Here is a 16,789-nt window from a genome sequence, read left to right as displayed (position 1 = left end):
TCAGGCAACGCCTGACTCAATCACTCCGAATGCATCCGTCGGGGCAACGCATCACGGAAAACAGCAGCACAGCGTTGCACCTCAAGATCAAGCTGAACGGCTGATTCGGATCGGATCACCAATCGAGGCTCCGCCGTCACACTGCCCAGCTGGGTGACGTAAAGCGCTGGCTTGGATCCGCTCAACTGCTCCCATGCAGGGAGGGATGCTGCATTCACCGACACAATCACCCGGCTGCCACCTTCGGCGAACAGAACCCGCTCCAGGCGCGCTGAGCCTGTGGACAAGGTCACGCTGATACCCAGATCAGAAGCGATGCAGGATTCGGCCAACGCCACGGCCAAGCCTCCATCACTGCAATCGTGAGCTGAGGCCAACAAACCTTGAGCAATGGCCTCACGCACCAAATGCCCCACCGCTGCTTCGAGGGCAAGATCGGGCTTGGGCGGTCGTCCGGCCAAGGAGCCAAGGGTCTGCTGCTGATAGGCACTGCCGGCCAAACCAAGGCTGGGATCGGCACCATCCTCCGGGGGAACACCGATGAGGAAGATCGCATCGCCGGGCTGTTGCCAGGCCAAGCCAGTCACACGGCTGATGTCATCCACACCACCAACCATGCCGATCACCGGCGTGGGGTGGATCGGTTGCATCGTGCCGTCGTCCTGTTTGGTCTCGTTGTAGAGCGAGACATTGCCTCCAGTAACGGGAGTGTTGAGGGCACGGCAGGCATCGGAGATCCCGCGGCAGGCCATGGCCAGCTGCCAGAAGCCCTTGGGTGTTTCCGGTGACGGGAAATTGAGGTTGTCGGTCACCGCCAGGGGCTCCGCCCCCACACAACTCAGGTTGCGTGCCGCTTCGGCAACGGCCGCCTGAGCGCCGCGTTCGGGATCCAGGGCAACCCAACGGTTGGGGCAGTCCACCGTGGCAGCAACACCACGATTGGATGCGGCCATGGATCCATCGCCTTGCTGAGGTCTCAACCGCACCACGGCGGCATCAGCGGCTCCAGACGAGACCACCGTGTTGGCCAACACCTGCTGGTCGTACTGACGGTGAACCCACTGCTTGCTCGCAATGGTGGGGTCATCCAGAAGCTGAAGCAGGGCTGCCGCTGCATCACTCAGCTCCGGAAGCTCCTGCTCGGTCCAGCTCCAGAGCGCCTGAAGGTCTGCCGGGGGCTCCTGCAATAGGGCATGTTTTTCGATTGGGGTGTCGTCGGCAAGAGCCGTGGCCGGCACCTCAGCGGCGACGGCACCGTGATGCAACACCCGCACAATCGGTTCCTGAAGCACCTTGCCCACAACCGCCGCCTGCAAGCCCCAGCGACGGAAGCGCTGCATCAAGGCGTCCTCCCGACCGGCCTTCACCACGAACAACATCCGTTCCTGGGATTCCGACAACAGGAACTCGTAAGCCGTCATCCCGGTTTCACGGGCCGGAACACGGTCCAGATCCAGTTCCACCCCCAGGCCCCCTTTGGCAGCCATTTCCGAACAGCTGCAGGTGAGACCAGCGGCGCCCATATCCTGCGCTGCCACCACATCACCACTGGCGAAGGCCTCAAGGCAGGCTTCGATCAGCCCTTTCTCCAAAAACGGATCGCCCACTTGCACGGCAGGACGATCATCCAAGGAATCTGCACTGAGCTCAGCACTGGCAAAGCTGGCTCCCCCCATGCCGTCCCGACCGGTGGTGCTGCCCACATACACCACAGGATTGCCGACGCCGATCGCACCGGATTTGACGATCTCCTCGGTCTCCATCAGGCCAAGGGCCATGGCATTCACCAGCGGATTGCCGGAATAGGAGGGATCAAAAGCCACCTCGCCACCCACCGTCGGCACCCCAACGCAGTTGCCGTAATGGGCAATGCCGGCCACAACGCCTTCCATCAGGCCAACGTTGGCAGGATCCTCAAGAGGGCCGAAGCGCAGAGCGTTCAGCAGCGCGATCGGACGGGCCCCCATCGTGAAGATGTCACGCAGGATGCCGCCAACCCCTGTGGCCGCCCCCTGAAAGGGTTCGACGGCGGAGGGGTGGTTGTGGCTTTCGATCTTGAAGGCCAACCGATGGCCCCCACCGAGATCCACCACACCAGCGTTTTCGCCGGGTCCCACAAGGATGCGTGGTCCCTCCGTGGGGAAGCCACTCAGCAAAGGCCGGGAATTGCGATAACAGCAGTGTTCGGACCACATCACGCCGAACATGCCCAGTTCGGCTCGATTCGGCTCGCGGCCGAGACGCCGACAGATCTCATCCCAGTCACTGGGCTTGAGCCCTTCCTGCTTCAAGGCTGCAGCTATGTCGTACGCAGGGGAGGAAACCACGAATCGCGGAGCACCTCCCCCCAGTGTTGCCGACCGCCCGTCAGACCCAGGGATCTTCGTCCTCGCGACGGCGGCGAGAGGGGGGCTCATCCCAGCTTTCGTCGTCCCAGACTTCAGGTCCAGACACCTCTCTTGGTTCGTCCTCGTCGTCGGATCTGAAGCGCACGCTTTCCGATCGCAGCTCATCGATGGGCGAGTCGTCCAACCAACCCTCCAGGCGATCGCTGGCCCGATCACCCATGGAACGCAACTGGTCCCGCCAGTGTTGGGTGCGTTGGAGCAGATCGTGCCGAACGCTGGCGCGGGCCATGGGCAGATCGTCCAATCCCATCAGGCCGGTTTGGATCTGACCCGGTTGTTGATCAAGGATGCGATCGGGAGCCAAACGCCATCGGGAACTCCCCGGCAACCGCGGGTCGCTGCGGGCGATCAGGTAGTGAAGAATCGCGCCATCGGCAGGTCGAAAATCAAGGTCCACAACGCTGCCGATCCGCTCACCGTCACGGTCCAGCAAGGCTGCATCCATCAGCGTGGGCAAGCGCTCCAGGGTCACCTGATCGGTGACTGCCGGCTCGCCACGGACAAACACCTGTTGATCGCTCAAACCACAACACTGGTTCAAACGCCAGACATCCCGTGACATGCGCAGGGCTGATGGACGGCTGACCCAGCCCAGAAGACGATGCACCGGCGGATGCATCCAGGCCATGACCCCAGGCCCGTGATCCAGACCCAGATCACAACGAACCGTATGACTCAGAAGATCACTGAGGAGCAGCTGATCTGGTAGCGACACATCAGGAACGAATCTGAACAGGCATCACCAGATAGGTGAAGGCTTCGGACGCTTCCTCGGAACGGAGCACAGCCGGCGTGGTGGGCGCGTTGCAATGCAGAACAATCCGATCAGAGCCCATGGCTTTCAGGCCATCCAGCAGATAGCGAACATTGAAGGCGATCTGCATGGCGTCACCCTCCAAGTTGGAGGGAAGCGATTCAGAGCCACTGCCCACATCCTGCGCATCAGCACTGATCTGGACAACACCGTCCTCGGGCTGACTGCTGAATTTCACAACGTTGTTGTGTTGATCAGCGAGAACAGCAATCCGCTCCAAAGCAGCGATCAGGGCGCGACGGTCCATTCCAAAGGTGCGGGTGAAACCATCGGGGATCAGCTGGCCGTAATTGGGATAGGTGCCTTCCAAGGTGCGGCTGGTGACCATTTGATCGGCCGCTAGAAACACCACTTGGCCGCGATCACAGAACAAACTGACCGGTTCATCGGACCGCCAGGACGCCATCAGCCGCTCTACTTCCCGCAGTGAGCGCGATGGAAGCGTCACGGCGAACCCCTCGTCGTCCACCGCATCGGTCAAGGCCGCATCCTGCAGGGCATCCTCAACATTGAGCACGGCAAGGCGGTGACCATCGGTGGCAGCCGCTTCCAGAGCCCGCTGGTTGAACTTGAGATGCACGCCGGTGAGCAGTTGCTTCGCTTCATCAGCACTGCTGGCAAACAGAGTGCCTTTGAGGGCCTGCACCAACCGTTCAGGTTGCAGCTTGAGCGTCATGCCGCTCTCCACCATCGGAAGATCGGGATAGTCGTCAGCGCTCATGCCGCGCATCTGATAGCTACCGCTAAGGCTGGTGAGCTGAACCTGCTCACCGGAATCGTCTACGGCGAGGGTGACCGGAGAATCGCTGGACAAGCGCGACACGATCTCTCCCAGCAGCCGGGCCGGCAGTGTGATGGCCCCGCTGGTTTCCACACTGGCGGCGAGGGACGTCTGAATTCCCAGGCTCAGGTCAAAACCGGTCAGGCTGAGGCGGTTGCTGCCGGCATCGGCTGTGAGCAAGACATTGGCCAAAACCGGGTGCGTGGGGCGTGTGGCAACTGCACGGCTCACCAATTGCAGAGCGCTATTCAGTTCGGACTGTGAACAGACCACCTTCATCGTCCTGAAGACCTGCGCGCGCTGAGGTGTCCCACGGTTTCACAGGCTGAGGGGAAGTGCAATGGCCAACGGTTCGGGAGCCTCTGTTCGGCTGTTTAGTTCTTATGGATTTAAAAAATAAAAAACAAAAACAGCAGTCGTAGGGCCTGGGGAAAAGGGGGAAAGAACCTCAGAAACCAGTGTTCATCACAGTTCTCGATGAGCCAGGGCTGAGGAGAATTTTTCACAGGACGGGGAGTGAGGCTTCGTTTTCCACCTCTTCACAGCGGGTGGAAAACTCGCGCGACAAACGAGTGGATAGTTCCCGCCTGTTTTCCACAGCGTGTTGGGATGGTTTTCGGGCGTCTTCCGCAGCCGCTTTGTCGGTTGGTTTTGTCTTGCGGCCACAAAAAAGCCCCCTGACGGGGGCAGAAGTGCGTTGATGCAAGGCGGTGTGTCAGAAGCCCATCACACTGGCGACGGTGCCCAGATCAGGATTGAGGTCGGTGTGGAAGGCGGCGTCGTTGTTGCTGATGGCGCAATCGGGATCCTTGAGGCCGTTTCCGGTCAGAACGCAGACCACCGTGGCGCCGGCTGGCACTTCATCTTTGCGTTTGAGCAGGCCTGCCACAGAGGCAGCACTGGCGGGTTCACAGAAGATTCCCTCCTGGCCGCCTAGAAGCTTGTAGGCCGCGATGATCTCCGCGTCGGTCACATCCAGGAACGCGCCATTGCTGGCTTCGCGTGCTGCCAGGGCTTTGGCTCGGTTGACCGGGTTGCCAATGCGGATGGCGGTGGCGATGGTTTCGGGGTCCGTCACCGTGGTGTTGTTCACCAGTGGGGCGGATCCGCTGGCCTGGAATCCCATCATTCGGGGCAGGCTGCGGCTCCGGCCGGCCTGTTGATATTCCTGGAAACCCATCCAATAGGCGGTGATGTTTCCGGCGTTGCCCATGGGAATGCACAGCCAGTCGGGTGCATCACCGAGGGCATCCACGATTTCGAAGGCCGCCGTTTTCTGGCCCTGCAGCCGGTAGGGATTCACCGAGTTCACGAGGGTGACGGGATACTTCTCGGCCGCTTCCCGAACGATGTCGAGGGCGCGGTCGAAGTTGCCGCGGATTGCCAACACCTCAGCGCCGTACACCAACGCCTGAGCCAGTTTTCCCTGGGCGACATAGCCATCCGGGATCAAGACGAAGGCACGCATCCCACCCCGCCTGGCGTAGGCCGCAGCCGCAGCACTGGTGTTGCCCGTGCTGGCACAAATCACCGCTTCACAACCGGCTTCCTTGGCTTTGCTGATGGCCATGGTCATGCCCCGGTCCTTGAAGGAACCTGTGGGGTTCAGGCCGTCGTATTTCACGAACACCTTCACCCCCTTGCCGATCTGTTCCGCAACCGATGGCACGGGGATCAGAGGGGTCGCGCCTTCACGCAGGCTGATCACGGGCGTCGCATCGCTGACGGGCAGCCAGCTGCGATAGGCCTCAATCAGTCCAGGCCAGTCCTGCATCACAGGGGTGGCAGTGAAACGCCGACGGAGGTTCTGAAACAGGGACACCGGCTGGGATGGGGGGATTGCCGGAATCTAGGCGGCGTCCGTTCAGGGCTTGGTCAGGGTCGCGCTTCCTTCAATCCGTCCAAGGGGGAGTCGGAGAAAAACTGCACCAGACCGGCGATGGATTCCGCTTTTTCGATCACTCCAAACAGAGCCGGAAGATTCACCGCCATGACGGCATTGGGGTAGCCCTTCAAAAAGCTCACTGCCGTGAGGCCATCTTCGCTCTGCAATCCACTGATCACTCCGGCGCGGATCGCCGGAACACTCACCTCAGGTTCCGGTGTGTAGATCGGATGAATGATGCGTGCGACACGACGCAGGATGGCTTCGCCGATTCGTGTGTTGATCAGACGGCTTGTGAGCACCAGGGGAAGCTCGAGGCTCTGGTTGAGCATCTGCGCCACCTCGTTGGGGTCCTGCCCGGAGAGCTCCAGTAGGTCCTCCAGCAGACCAGTGGCATCCCCGGTTTCGGCGAGGTGTTCGATTTGTTTCACTGGAATGGAGCGGCGGAAGGCACCACTCACCAGGGCGACCTCCGTGGCGGCATGCAGGGGTTGCATGACGCAGCTCAAACTCAGCCCAAGCCCTGCCGCCACGGCCAGCAGAGAGGAACGGGTGAAGGGCTTGGGGAGCATCACACTGAGGGTGTTGGCCGGAAGTTAGGCCGGAACTCCAGCGGCGACCCGCACCAGGCGGACAACTCCCCGTTCGGCCAGCCCCTGAGCCACTTTGAAGCCCATCCGCCGGGTGTCTGGTTCATTGAGCACCCTTGGCATTCGACGCAGCAGAAGCTCTGGTGTGAATCCCGGCAACGATTGCAACACCTGAATCAACTCCCGCACCGGTTCCAGTTGCATCAGTGGGTCCGAGAGCCCGGGAGGTGTCTGGGCAAGGGCGGAGGGTTGCAGTCGTTTGGGGAGGCGTCGACCCAGGCGTTGCATCGTCGACCAACCCAGAGCATCCAGCCGATCAACCGTGGCGGTCACCAATTGATCTCGAAGCAGTCCTGCCTTGGGTGAGAACAGGAAGTCGAGCAGTTGATCGAGCAAGGCCTCCAGATCCAGCTGTGCCTGGCTCGCAGCGCTGGACACCAGATTTTCCAGACGGGTCCAACGGAATGCGTCCCCGTCGAACAGCATCTCCTTAAGGCTCTGACGCAACTGGGGATCGGGATCCTCCATCAGCCGTCTGGCGAAGTAGGGGTAGGCAGCACCGAGGATTTTGAAGTTCGGATCGACACTCAGTGCGATGCCCTCCAGGGTGACCAGTGATCGAATGATCAGGGCGTAATAAGGCGGCACCCGGAAGGGGAATTTGTACATCACACCGGACATGTCGTCGGTGACTGCTTTGAAATCCATGCGGTTGACGCCGGCTTCCAAGGCCTGGCTGAAGACCTTTTCAAAGGCGGGAACAATCGGTTCCAGGTTCACGTCTTCCGCCAGGAACCCCAGGGTGACGAAGTCTTTGGAGAGCTTCCCGAAGTTTCGGTTCACCAAATGAACCACCGCCTGAATCAAGCCGGTGCGTGACTCGCGGCTCACTTCGCTCATCATCCCGAAGTCGAGATAACAGAGGCGACCGTCCTCCAGAGCCAGGAGATTGCCGGGGTGGGGGTCGGCATGGAAGAAGCCATGCTCAAGCAACTGTTGAAGGCTGCAGTTCACGCCCACTTCCACCATGTCGTCCGGGTCCACACCGAGCTCGCGAACCGCATCAAGGTTGGTGAGCTTGACGCCGTCGATCCACTCCATCGTCAGCACCCGGCGACTGGTGGCGTTGCGATAAATCGTCGGAACAGCGATGCGAGGGTTGTGTTGATGCAGCTCAGCGAAGGTCTCAGCGTTCGAGGCCTCGTTGAGGTAATCCATCTCTTCGAACACCCGTCGCCCCAGTTCATCGATCAGGGCGACGAGGTCGCTGCGGATCAATCCGATGTTGCTGTTCAACCAGGCGGCGATGTTGCGCACGATGTACAGATCCAGGGTGATCTGTTCGCGCAGCCCCGGGCGCTGCACCTTCACCGCCACCTTTGCGCCACCCTTGAGGGTTCCCTTGTGCACTTGACCCAAGGAGGCGGCTGAGATCGGTTCCCGGTCCAGCTGCTCGAAAATGTCATCCACTGGTGCGCCCAGGTCTTCCTCGATGCAGGCCATGGCCAGGCCGCTGTCGAAGCCGGGCAGTTGGTCCTGGAGCTGGGCCAGTTCCTCAAGCAGCAGCGGGGGGACGATGTCCGGTCGTGTGGAGAGCGCCTGGCCGGCCTTGATGAAGGCGGGACCAAGATCCACGAGAAGTTCAGCGCATTCGCGAGCTCGAGCCCGGGCCCGTTCCTCATCCTTCAGCAACTGGAAGATCCAGTCGAAGGCGACGCCCAGCAGCAATAGGCCGATGGGTACGAGGGTTTGCCAGAGCCGGCGGATCAGCCGCTGGGGATGGCCGGCATAAATACGTGTGATGGCGGCGGGGTCGTACTCGAGCAACCCTGCGGCTTCGATGAAATCCCCGAGCTCCTGCGCCATCAATTCATCGGGATGTCAGACACCCCTTCTAAACGAACCGAGCTGCCGCTACGGTCGGCATCATCACAGGGCTGGACGTGCTCACCGGTCTGCTGCTGCAGAACATCGCTCTGATTGAGAGTCTTGAACTGGAGTTCAGCTCGGGTTTCACGGTGCTCACCGGCGAGACCGGCGCCGGTAAATCGATCCTTCTTGATGCCCTCGATGCGGTGCTGGGTGGAGCGCAGGGTTCCAGCGGCGTTCGTCTGCTGCGGACGGGTTCGGATCGCGCCAAGATCGAGGCTGCCTTCCAACTCAACCCAGCCCTAGAGCAGTGGTTGATTGCGGCGGAGTTTGATCCCGAAGAGGAGCTTCTGATCAGCCGGGAATGGAAACGGCAGGAGGGTGATCGTTATTCCAGTCGCTGTCGGCTGAATGGTTCCACAGTGAACCGTCAGCAGTTGCTTGAGCTGAGGCCGCTGTTGATTGATCTCACGGTTCAGGGACAGACCCAGCTGTTGTCGCGGGCGGGGCAGCAACGGCTCTGGCTTGACCGTCTCGGTGGATCTGCATTGGCTGAGCTCAAAGTTCAGGTGGCTGATGCCTGGACCGAATGGCGCCAGGCTGCAGATGCCCTGACGGCACTTGAGCAGGAGCAGCAGCGCTCCGAACAGGAGCAGGCTGAACAGGAAGAGCAGCTGGAGCAGCTGCAAGCTGCCGATCTCGACGACCCCGACGAGCAGCAGCGGCTGGAACAGGATCAAGACCGCCTCGTCCATGGCGTGAGGCTGCTGGAGGGTTTGGCCTTGCTGTTTGGGCGTCTCCGCGACGGTGTGGATCAGGCGCCTTCTCTGCAAGATCATTTCGCGGCGTGCATCCAGGAGCTGCAGGCCATGGCGCAGCTGGATGGTTCGCTTGAGCCCCTGCGTGATCAGGCGCTGGATCTCGAAGCAGGTGTGGACGGTTTGTTGCGCTCCCTGGATCAATACGGCCTGGCGCTGGAGAGCGATCCAGACCAGCTGGAGCGGATTCAGGAGCGTCTGTCGGTTTTAAAACGGCTGCAGCGCCGTTATGGCCTTGATCTGGCCGGTTTGATTCAGCGGCGCGACGAGCTGCTGCATCGTTTGGGATCGGAAGGCTTCGCGGCGGATCTCGCCCGCCTGCAACAGGCCGAGACCGTCCGTCGCCAGACGCGTGATCAGGCCAATGCGGCCCTGTGTCGCGAGCGGTTTAAGGCGGCGGAGGCCTTAGGAGCCTCGTTGCTGAAGCTGTTGCCACCCATGGGCCTGGCCAACGTGCGCTTCAAGGTGGATCTCACCCCCTGTGATCCGGCTGAGCATGGGGCGGACGCTGTTCAATTCCTGTTCTCCGCCAATCCCGGCCAACCGATGGCACCGCTAACGGAGGTGGCCTCCGGCGGTGAGATGTCCCGTTTTCTGCTCGCGCTCAAGACCACCCTTGCCGCTGTGGATGGCTCCAGCACGCTGCTGTTCGATGAGATTGATGCCGGCGTCAGCGGACGCGTCAGTGGAGCGATGGCCGATCTGCTTCAGACCCTGGCCCGTCAGCGTCAGGTGTTCTGCGTCACCCACCAACCGCTCGTGGCGGCAGTGGCCGATCACCATTTCCGGGTGAGTAAGCATGTGGAAGACGGCACCACCCATTCGCGAGTGTCCCGACTGCGGGACACTCAGGAACGCCGCCAGGAGCTGGCAGACCTCGCTGGTGGCGATCAGGCTGATGCCTATGCAGCAAGCCTGCTGGACCAGCGAACAGCTTGAAGGCTTCGGTTCTTCCTAAGCTCTTGAGCTTTCCAACGGGTCCTGATGGCGCGAGCTGCTGCCAAGATCGCTGACTCAGCTGGCCCGCTGGCGACTCAGGACGATGTGATTCGAGTGAGGGGTGCGCGGCAGCACAATCTCAAGAACGTCGACGTCACCATTCCCCGCAACAAGCTGGTGGTGTTCACCGGGGTGAGCGGCAGCGGCAAGAGTTCACTTGCCTTCGACACGATCTTTGCGGAGGGACAGCGCCGCTACGTCGAAAGTCTTTCGGCCTATGCCCGCCAGTTTTTGGGGCAGGTGGACAAGCCCGATGTTGATGCCATCGAGGGCCTGTCTCCGGCGATTTCGATTGATCAGAAATCCACCAGTCACAACCCACGTTCCACTGTGGGCACGGTCACGGAGATTCAGGACTATCTCCGTCTGCTGTTCGGCCGTGCCGGCGAGCCGCACTGCCCCAAGTGTGGCCGTTCGATCAAGCCGCAGAGCATCGACGAAATGGTCGATCAGATTCTGCTGTTGCCGGAGGGAACCCGCTATCAGTTGTTGGCGCCGGTGGTGCGCGGCAAGAAGGGCACCCACACCAAATTGATCAGCGGTCTTGCGGCGGAAGGTTTCGCCCGCGTGCGCATCGACGGCGAGGTGCGCGAGTTGGCCGACAACATCGAGCTTGACAAGAACCACAGCCACAACATCGAAGTGGTGGTCGATCGTCTTGTGGCCCGTGAGGGAATCCAGGAACGGCTGACTGATTCGCTGCGCACGGCCCTCAAACGCGGCGATGGTCTGGCATTGGTGGAGGTGGTGCCCAAGAAGGGGGAAGAGCTTCCCGAAGGCGTTGAGCGGGAGCGTCTTTACTCCGAGAACTTCGCCTGCCCCGTGCACGGCGCTGTGATGGAGGAGCTGTCACCGCGACTGTTTTCGTTCAATAGCCCTTACGGCGCCTGTGAGGCTTGCCATGGCATTGGCCATCTGCGCAAGTTCACAGTGGACCGGGTCATTCCGGACCCAACGCAGCCGGTGTATTCAGCGGTCGCTCCCTGGGCGGAGAAAGACAACAGCTACTACTTCTCCCTGCTGTATTCAGTGGGCGAGGCATTCGGCTTTGAGATCAAGACCCCATGGAATGAACTTACGGATGAACAGCGGGATGTGCTGCTCAATGGAAGCCGCGAACCGATTCTGATCCAGGCCGACAGCCGTTATCGCAAGGGGCAAGGGGGGTACACCCGGCCCTTCGAAGGCATTCTTCCGATCCTCGAGCGGCAGCTCCGCGATGCCAGTGGTGAAGCCCAGCGCCAGAAGTTGGAGAAGTATCTCGAGCTGGTTCCCTGTGAAGCCTGTGGCGGACAGCGGCTCCGCCCTGAAGCCCTGGCGGTGAAGGTAGGGCCGTACCGGATTCCAGAACTCACGGCCGTCAGCGTCGGCCAGACCCTGGAACGGATCGAAAAACTGATGGGTGTGGGCGCCTACGAGGGTTCAGAGCCCTTGCTGAATGCCCGTCAGATCCAGATCGGTGATCTGGTGCTCAGGGAAATCCGCCTGCGTCTGAAATTCCTGCTGGATGTTGGTCTCGACTATCTGAGCCTGGATCGACCGGCGATGACACTCTCCGGTGGTGAAGCCCAGCGCATCCGCCTGGCGACCCAGATCGGTGCTGGTCTCACCGGGGTGCTGTACGTGCTGGATGAGCCGAGCATCGGTTTGCATCAGCGGGACAACGACCGTCTTCTGAACACCCTGGTGCGGCTCCGGGATCTCGGAAACACTCTGGTGGTGGTGGAACACGATGAAGACACCATCCGTGCTGCCGATCACGTGGTGGACATCGGCCCTGGCGCCGGCGTCCATGGGGGCCACATCGTTGCGGAGGGCAGTTTCGATGACCTGGTGGCGAGCAGCGAATCCCTCACCGGCGCCTACCTGAGTGGCCGTCGCTCGATTCCAACGCCGGCCGAACGCCGCCAGAGCGGTTCGCGCTCACTCAAGTTGATCGATTGCAACCGCAACAATCTCAAGAACGTTTCGGTTGAGTTCCCCTTGGGCCGTTTGGTGTCGGTCACCGGAGTGAGCGGCAGCGGCAAGAGCACCCTGGTGAATGAGCTTCTGCATCCCGCCCTGGAGAACGGCCTGGGTCTGAAGGTGCCTTTTCCGCAGGGTCTGGGGGAGCTGCGTGGGTTGAAGTCGATCGACAAGGTGATCGTGATCGACCAGAGCCCGATTGGACGCACGCCCCGCTCCAATCCAGCCACCTACACCGGTGCCTTTGATCCGATCCGTCAGGTGTTCGCCGCCACGGTGGAGGCCAAGGCTCGCGGTTACCAGGTGGGTCAGTTCAGCTTCAACGTGAAGGGTGGCCGCTGTGAGGCTTGCCGTGGTCAGGGCGTGAACGTGATTGAGATGAACTTCCTGCCGGATGTGTACGTCCAGTGCGACGTCTGCAAGGGCGCCCGGTTCAACCGCGAAACCCTGCAGGTGAAATACAAGGGCCACACCATCGCGGATGTGCTGCAAATGACGGTGGAGCAGGCCGCTGAGGTGTTTGATGCGATTCCTCAGGCGGCCGATCGCTTGCGCACCTTGGTGGATGTGGGCCTGGGATACGTGAAGCTCGGCCAGCCGGCACCAACCCTCTCGGGGGGAGAGGCCCAGCGGGTGAAGCTGGCCACGGAGCTGTCACGGCGGGCCACTGGCAAGACCCTTTATCTGATTGATGAGCCCACCACCGGCCTCAGCTTCTACGACGTGCACAAGCTGATGGATGTGATGCAGCGGTTGGTGGACAAGGGCAACTCGATCATCTGCATCGAGCACAATCTTGATGTGATCCGTTGCAGCGACTGGATTATTGATCTCGGGCCCGAAGGCGGCGATAAGGGTGGCGAGATCCTGGTCACCGGTACTCCAGAGGAGGTCGCCCAGCACCCCACCAGTCACACTGGCCGCTACCTCGCAAGGGTTTTGGAGCAGCATCCACCCGAACTGCCCGTTCCCTTGGCGGCTTGAGGTGACGGCTCCGTAACCTTCTCTGAGGGTGGTTGGGTTGTAGAGCAGGGCAGCCTTGACTTGTTGATTTGAGCGATTGACTCTGACGTTGCTGGCTTGTTACATCAAGCCGGGGGCATGACTTTTACCTCTTGGGCCGGGATCCTTTGCAAGGCAGGGTGACTCGGCTTTTTAGATTGGTTCTACTTTCCAGCCTTCTAAGGTTTTTTTTATTTTTAACCCCTTCTTCCGCCTCTAAAGAAAAAACAACGGCACCGAATCTGTGTCCCGTTGTTGTTTGTGAGGGGAGTGAATGGGGATCCGGTTGTTGCATCTGCACCTTCACGGTCTGTTTCGTTCCCATGAGCTCGAACTGGGGCGGGATGCTGATACCGGTGGTCAGACGTTGTATGTGCTGGAGCTCGTGCGCAGCCTTGCGCAGCGGGCGGAGGTTGAGCAGGTTGATGTGGTCACCCGGCTGATTCAGGACCGTCGGGTAGATCTCGATTACAGCCAACGGGTCGAAGCCATTGCTCCAGGGGCCCGCATCCTGCGCTTTCCCTTCGGACCCAAGCGGTATCTGCGCAAGGAGTTGCTTTGGCCCCATCTCGAGGAGCTGGCTGATCAGCTGGTGGAACATCTGAGCCAGCCCGGCCAGAGGGTGGATTGGATTCATGCCCATTACGCCGATGCCGGTCTGGTGGGTGCTCTCGTTAGTCAGCGGTTGGGGATTCCACTTGTTTTTACGGGTCATTCCCTCGGCCGGGAGAAACAGCGTCGTCTCCTGGCTGGTGGCTTGGATCGCTCTCAACTTGAGCAGACCTATGCCATCAGCCGGCGCATTGACGCCGAAGAGCGTGCTCTCGCCCAGGCGGATCTGGTGATCACCAGCACCCGTCAGGAGGCGGATCAGCAGTACTGCCGCTACGGCCACTTTCAGGCGGATCAGGCGTCGGTGGTGCCCCCTGGCGTCGATGCATCCCGGTTCCATCCCCACGGTTCATCGCAGGAATGCTCCGCGTTGCAAAGCCTGTTGCAGCCTTTCCTCAGGGAGCCGGATCGTCCGCCCCTGCTGGCGATTTCTCGTGCGGTGCGGCGCAAGAACATTCCCGCTCTGGTGGAAGCCTTTGGTCAGTCGCCGGTGCTGCGGCAGCGTCACAACCTGGTGCTTGTGCTGGGCTGCCGGGATGACCCGCGTGAGCTCGAGAAGCAGCAGCGCGATGTGCTCCAGCAGGTGTTCGATCTGGTGGATCGCTTTGATCTCTATGGCCAGGTGGCCTATCCCAAACAACACAGCCGTGCCCAAATCCCTGCCCTTTATCGCTGGGCGGCGCGTCGTGGGGGGTTGTTTGTGAACCCGGCGTTGACCGAACCCTTCGGACTCACCCTTCTGGAAGCCGCGGCCTGTGGTTTGCCGATGGTGGCCACCGACGATGGCGGTCCACGGGACATCCAACACCGTTGCGACAACGGTCTTCTGGCAGATGTCACCGATCCCGGGGCACTTCAAGAGGCCCTGGAATTGGCCGGCAGTGATCGCTCCCGTTGGCGCCGTTGGAGTGACAACGGGGTTGAGGCCATCAGTCGGCATTTCAGCTGGGATGCCCATGTGTGTCAGTACCTCGCCCTGATGCAGCAGAAAGTTCGCGTGTCACCTGTGCGTGGAATGTCGGTGGTGCGGCGGCCCAGCCCCGTCTCAAGGCTGTTGGCGCTAGATCTCGACAGCTGCTTGGAGCTGCCGGAGGAACGCTCCCTGGCGCATCTGCGCGATCGGCTTCAGGCCCAACCCTTCGCCGCGTCGACAGGTTTGGTGATTCTCACGGGGCGGTCGCTGGATCAGGCGCGCCAGCGCTACCAGGAGTTGCACCTTCCCGACCCCAAGGCCTGGATCTGTCGGGCTGGAACCGAGATTCACCACAACTCCGATTGCGCGGAAGATCCCGTGTGGGCGAAGCGCATCAGCCAAGCCTGGGATCGCGACGCTGTGCTCGCAGCGATGGCTCAACTCGAGGAACATCTTCAGCTTCAGGACCCGGATCATCAGAGTCCCTTCAAGGTCAGCTACCTGTTGCGTGCTTCCAACCGCGGCCTGATTGGTTTGGCCCGTCAGTGCCTTCGCCGCCATGGTCTGCAGGCGGAACCTCAGCTCCGTTGCCATTGGTTCCTGGATGTTCTTCCCCAACGCGCGTCCCGCAGTGAGGCCATCCGTTTTCTGGCCCAGTCTTGGCAGCTCCCCCTGCAGCAGGTTCTCGTGGTGGCCAGTCAGCAGGGGGATGGAGAGTTGCTGGATGGTTTGCCCGCCACGGTGGTTCCTGCGGATCACGATCCCTGCCTGTTGGGCCAGCGGACCCAGCAGCGGGTGTATGTCTCGAAACGCCCCAGTGTTGGAGCCGTGCTGGATGGCTTAACCCACTACCGGTTTTCAGGCAGCCGTTGATCCTGGAATCACGGTCACACAGGCGGCTGCCCTGTCGGCCTTCGCTTGTGCTTCCTTCCGATCTCCTCCCCTTGCCAGGGCCACACCCATGCGGCGACCGGGGCGGGCAGTGGGCTTGCCGAACAGCAGCACTTGGGTGTCAGCTTCCATGAGCGCTTGTTCGACCCCTTCAAAAGCCACGGAGTCCATGTTGGTTTGGGCCAGGATCACGCGGCTGGCGGCCGCATCAGCTGCCGTGATGGTGGGGATCGGCAGACCGAGAACAGCCCGCAGGTGCAGTTCGAACTCGCTCAGGTTCTGGCTGATCAGGGTCACCAGGCCAGTGTCGTGCGGCCGGGGCGACAGTTCAGAAAAAATCACCTCATCGCCACAGAGGAAAAATTCCACCCCGAAGAGACCGGCACCGCCCAGGTTGTCGGTGACGGTTTTGGCCATGGCCTGGGCCTGACGCAGTTGTTGGTCGCTGAGTTGAGCGGGCTGCCAGCTGCATTGATAGTCCCCTCCTTCCTGCTCGTGGCCGATCGGTGCACAGAACAGGGTTTCGCCATTGCGCTGACGGATGGTGAGCAGGGTGATCTCCAGATCGAAATGGAGAAATTCCTCCACGATCACCTGGGTTGAGGTGCCCCGTGCACCGGCCATGGCGGCCTCCCAGGCCTTGGGCAGATCGTCTGCACAGGTCACCACGCTCTGGCCTTTGCCGGAGGAACTCATCACCGGTTTCACCACGACGGGCCAGCCCAGTGGTTCCGCCACTGCTGTGAGTTCTTCAGCACTGGAGGCATAGGCGAAGCGGGCGGTGCGGAGACCGAGTTCGCCGGCCGCCAGGTCGCGGATGCGGTCTCGGTTCATCGTGACGGCCGTTGCGCGGGCCGTGGGAATCACGGTGATTCCCTCTTGTTCAAGTTCCGCCAGGGCATGCACGGCGAGTGCTTCGATCTCCGGGATCACCACGTCGGGTTGGTGGCGCCTGACCACCTCCAGCAAGGCATCGGCATCGGTCATCGGCAGCACTTCGGCCACGTCAGCGATCTGCATGGCCGGGGCAGCGGCATAGCGATCGCAGGCGATCACCCGGCAGCCAAGCCGTTGGGCAGCAATGGCCACCTCCTTGCCCAGCTCCCCGCTGCCCAGCAGCATCACGGTGCGTGGAAACGACGGCATGGTCATCCTTGTATGGCCTGCCTGCATCATCAATCAACGGAAGTCCTGAGACTTTCCGCAGCCTTGGGTGCAGTGGTCGGTGGAAGCGAGCCTCTT

At 61.2% G+C, this 16,789-nt stretch carries 10 protein-coding genes; 3 read left to right on the top strand and 7 right to left on the bottom strand.

The annotated features are described in order from the left end of the window. Positions 1-20 precede the first annotated feature (20 nt). The 6 genes from purL to DXY33_RS01310 all read right to left on the bottom strand — a co-directional run bounded on the left by purL (position 21) and on the right by DXY33_RS01310 (position 8,344). On the bottom strand, positions 21-2,327 hold the full coding sequence (gene purL / locus DXY33_RS01335; RefSeq protein WP_115131422.1) for a phosphoribosylformylglycinamidine synthase subunit PurL: 2,307 nt from the start codon (positions 2,325-2,327) through the stop codon (positions 21-23). Between the two features lie 40 nt (positions 2,328-2,367). Beyond that, positions 2,368-3,123 carry an RNA methyltransferase gene (locus tag DXY33_RS01330; protein WP_115131421.1) on the bottom strand — a complete coding sequence of 252 codons (756 nt, stop codon included), beginning with the start codon at positions 3,121-3,123 and terminating at the stop codon, positions 2,368-2,370. A gap of 1 nt (position 3,124) precedes the next feature. After that, on the bottom strand, positions 3,125-4,282 hold the full coding sequence (gene dnaN, locus DXY33_RS01325; protein ID WP_115131420.1) for a DNA polymerase III subunit beta: 1,158 nt from the start codon (positions 4,280-4,282) through the stop codon (positions 3,125-3,127). 436 nt (positions 4,283-4,718) lie between these two features. Next, complete coding sequence (gene thrC, locus DXY33_RS01320; protein WP_115131646.1) at positions 4,719-5,777, bottom strand: threonine synthase; 1,059 nt, start codon at positions 5,775-5,777, stop codon at positions 4,719-4,721. 101 nt (positions 5,778-5,878) lie between these two features. Next, entirely contained in the window at positions 5,879-6,460 is a 582-nt protein-coding gene (locus DXY33_RS01315; RefSeq protein ID WP_115131419.1) for an alpha/beta hydrolase, read from the bottom strand. A 24-nt stretch (positions 6,461-6,484) separates the two neighbouring features. Continuing rightward, positions 6,485-8,344, bottom strand: a complete 1,860-nt coding sequence (locus DXY33_RS01310) for an AarF/ABC1/UbiB kinase family protein (protein WP_115131418.1) — start codon at positions 8,342-8,344, stop codon at positions 6,485-6,487. Between the two features lie 77 nt (positions 8,345-8,421). Between DXY33_RS01310 and recN the strand changes: the two genes are divergently transcribed. From recN to DXY33_RS01295, 3 genes are all read left to right on the top strand, one after another. Further along, on the top strand, positions 8,422-10,104 hold the full coding sequence (recN, locus tag DXY33_RS01305) for a DNA repair protein RecN (protein ID WP_115131417.1): 1,683 nt from the start codon (positions 8,422-8,424) through the stop codon (positions 10,102-10,104). Between the two features lie 45 nt (positions 10,105-10,149). Further along, a complete protein-coding gene (uvrA, locus tag DXY33_RS01300) occupies positions 10,150-13,113 on the top strand; it encodes an excinuclease ABC subunit UvrA (RefSeq protein ID WP_115131416.1) in 2,964 nt (987 codons plus the stop codon). Between the two features lie 292 nt (positions 13,114-13,405). After that, positions 13,406-15,529, top strand: a complete 2,124-nt coding sequence (locus tag DXY33_RS01295) for an HAD family hydrolase (RefSeq protein WP_115131415.1) — start codon at positions 13,406-13,408, stop codon at positions 15,527-15,529. Here the strand turns inward: DXY33_RS01295 and purT are convergent. Next, complete coding sequence (gene purT, locus DXY33_RS01290) at positions 15,515-16,693, bottom strand: formate-dependent phosphoribosylglycinamide formyltransferase (protein ID WP_115131645.1); 1,179 nt, start codon at positions 16,691-16,693, stop codon at positions 15,515-15,517. The two genes, DXY33_RS01295 and purT, sit on opposite strands and share 15 nt — an antisense overlap. Between the last annotated feature and the right edge of the window lie 96 nt (positions 16,694-16,789).

The sequence above is a fragment of the Synechococcus sp. N26 genome (assembly GCF_900473975.1).
GTDB lineage: Bacteria > Cyanobacteriota > Cyanobacteriia > PCC-6307 > Cyanobiaceae > Parasynechococcus.
The sequence above is the reverse complement of the archived record's forward strand: the minus strand, read 5'-3'. Positions and strand labels throughout refer to the sequence as shown.

Excerpts from the sequence above, each read along its gene's own strand:
- dnaN (WP_115131420.1), bottom strand. The coding sequence starts at position 4,282 with ATGAAGGTGGTCTGTTCACAGTCCGAACTGAATAGCGCTCTGCAATTG.
- thrC (WP_115131646.1), bottom strand. The coding sequence starts at position 5,777 with ATGCAGGACTGGCCTGGACTGATTGAGGCCTATCGCAGCTGGCTGCCC.
- DXY33_RS01315 (WP_115131419.1), bottom strand. The coding sequence starts at position 6,460 with ATGCTCCCCAAGCCCTTCACCCGTTCCTCTCTGCTGGCCGTGGCGGCA.
- DXY33_RS01310 (WP_115131418.1), bottom strand. The coding sequence starts at position 8,344 with ATGGCGCAGGAGCTCGGGGATTTCATCGAAGCCGCAGGGTTGCTCGAG.
- uvrA (WP_115131416.1), top strand. The coding sequence starts at position 10,150 with ATGGCGCGAGCTGCTGCCAAGATCGCTGACTCAGCTGGCCCGCTGGCG.
- DXY33_RS01295 (WP_115131415.1), top strand. The coding sequence starts at position 13,406 with ATGGGGATCCGGTTGTTGCATCTGCACCTTCACGGTCTGTTTCGTTCC.
- purT (WP_115131645.1), bottom strand. The coding sequence starts at position 16,693 with ATGCCGTCGTTTCCACGCACCGTGATGCTGCTGGGCAGCGGGGAGCTG.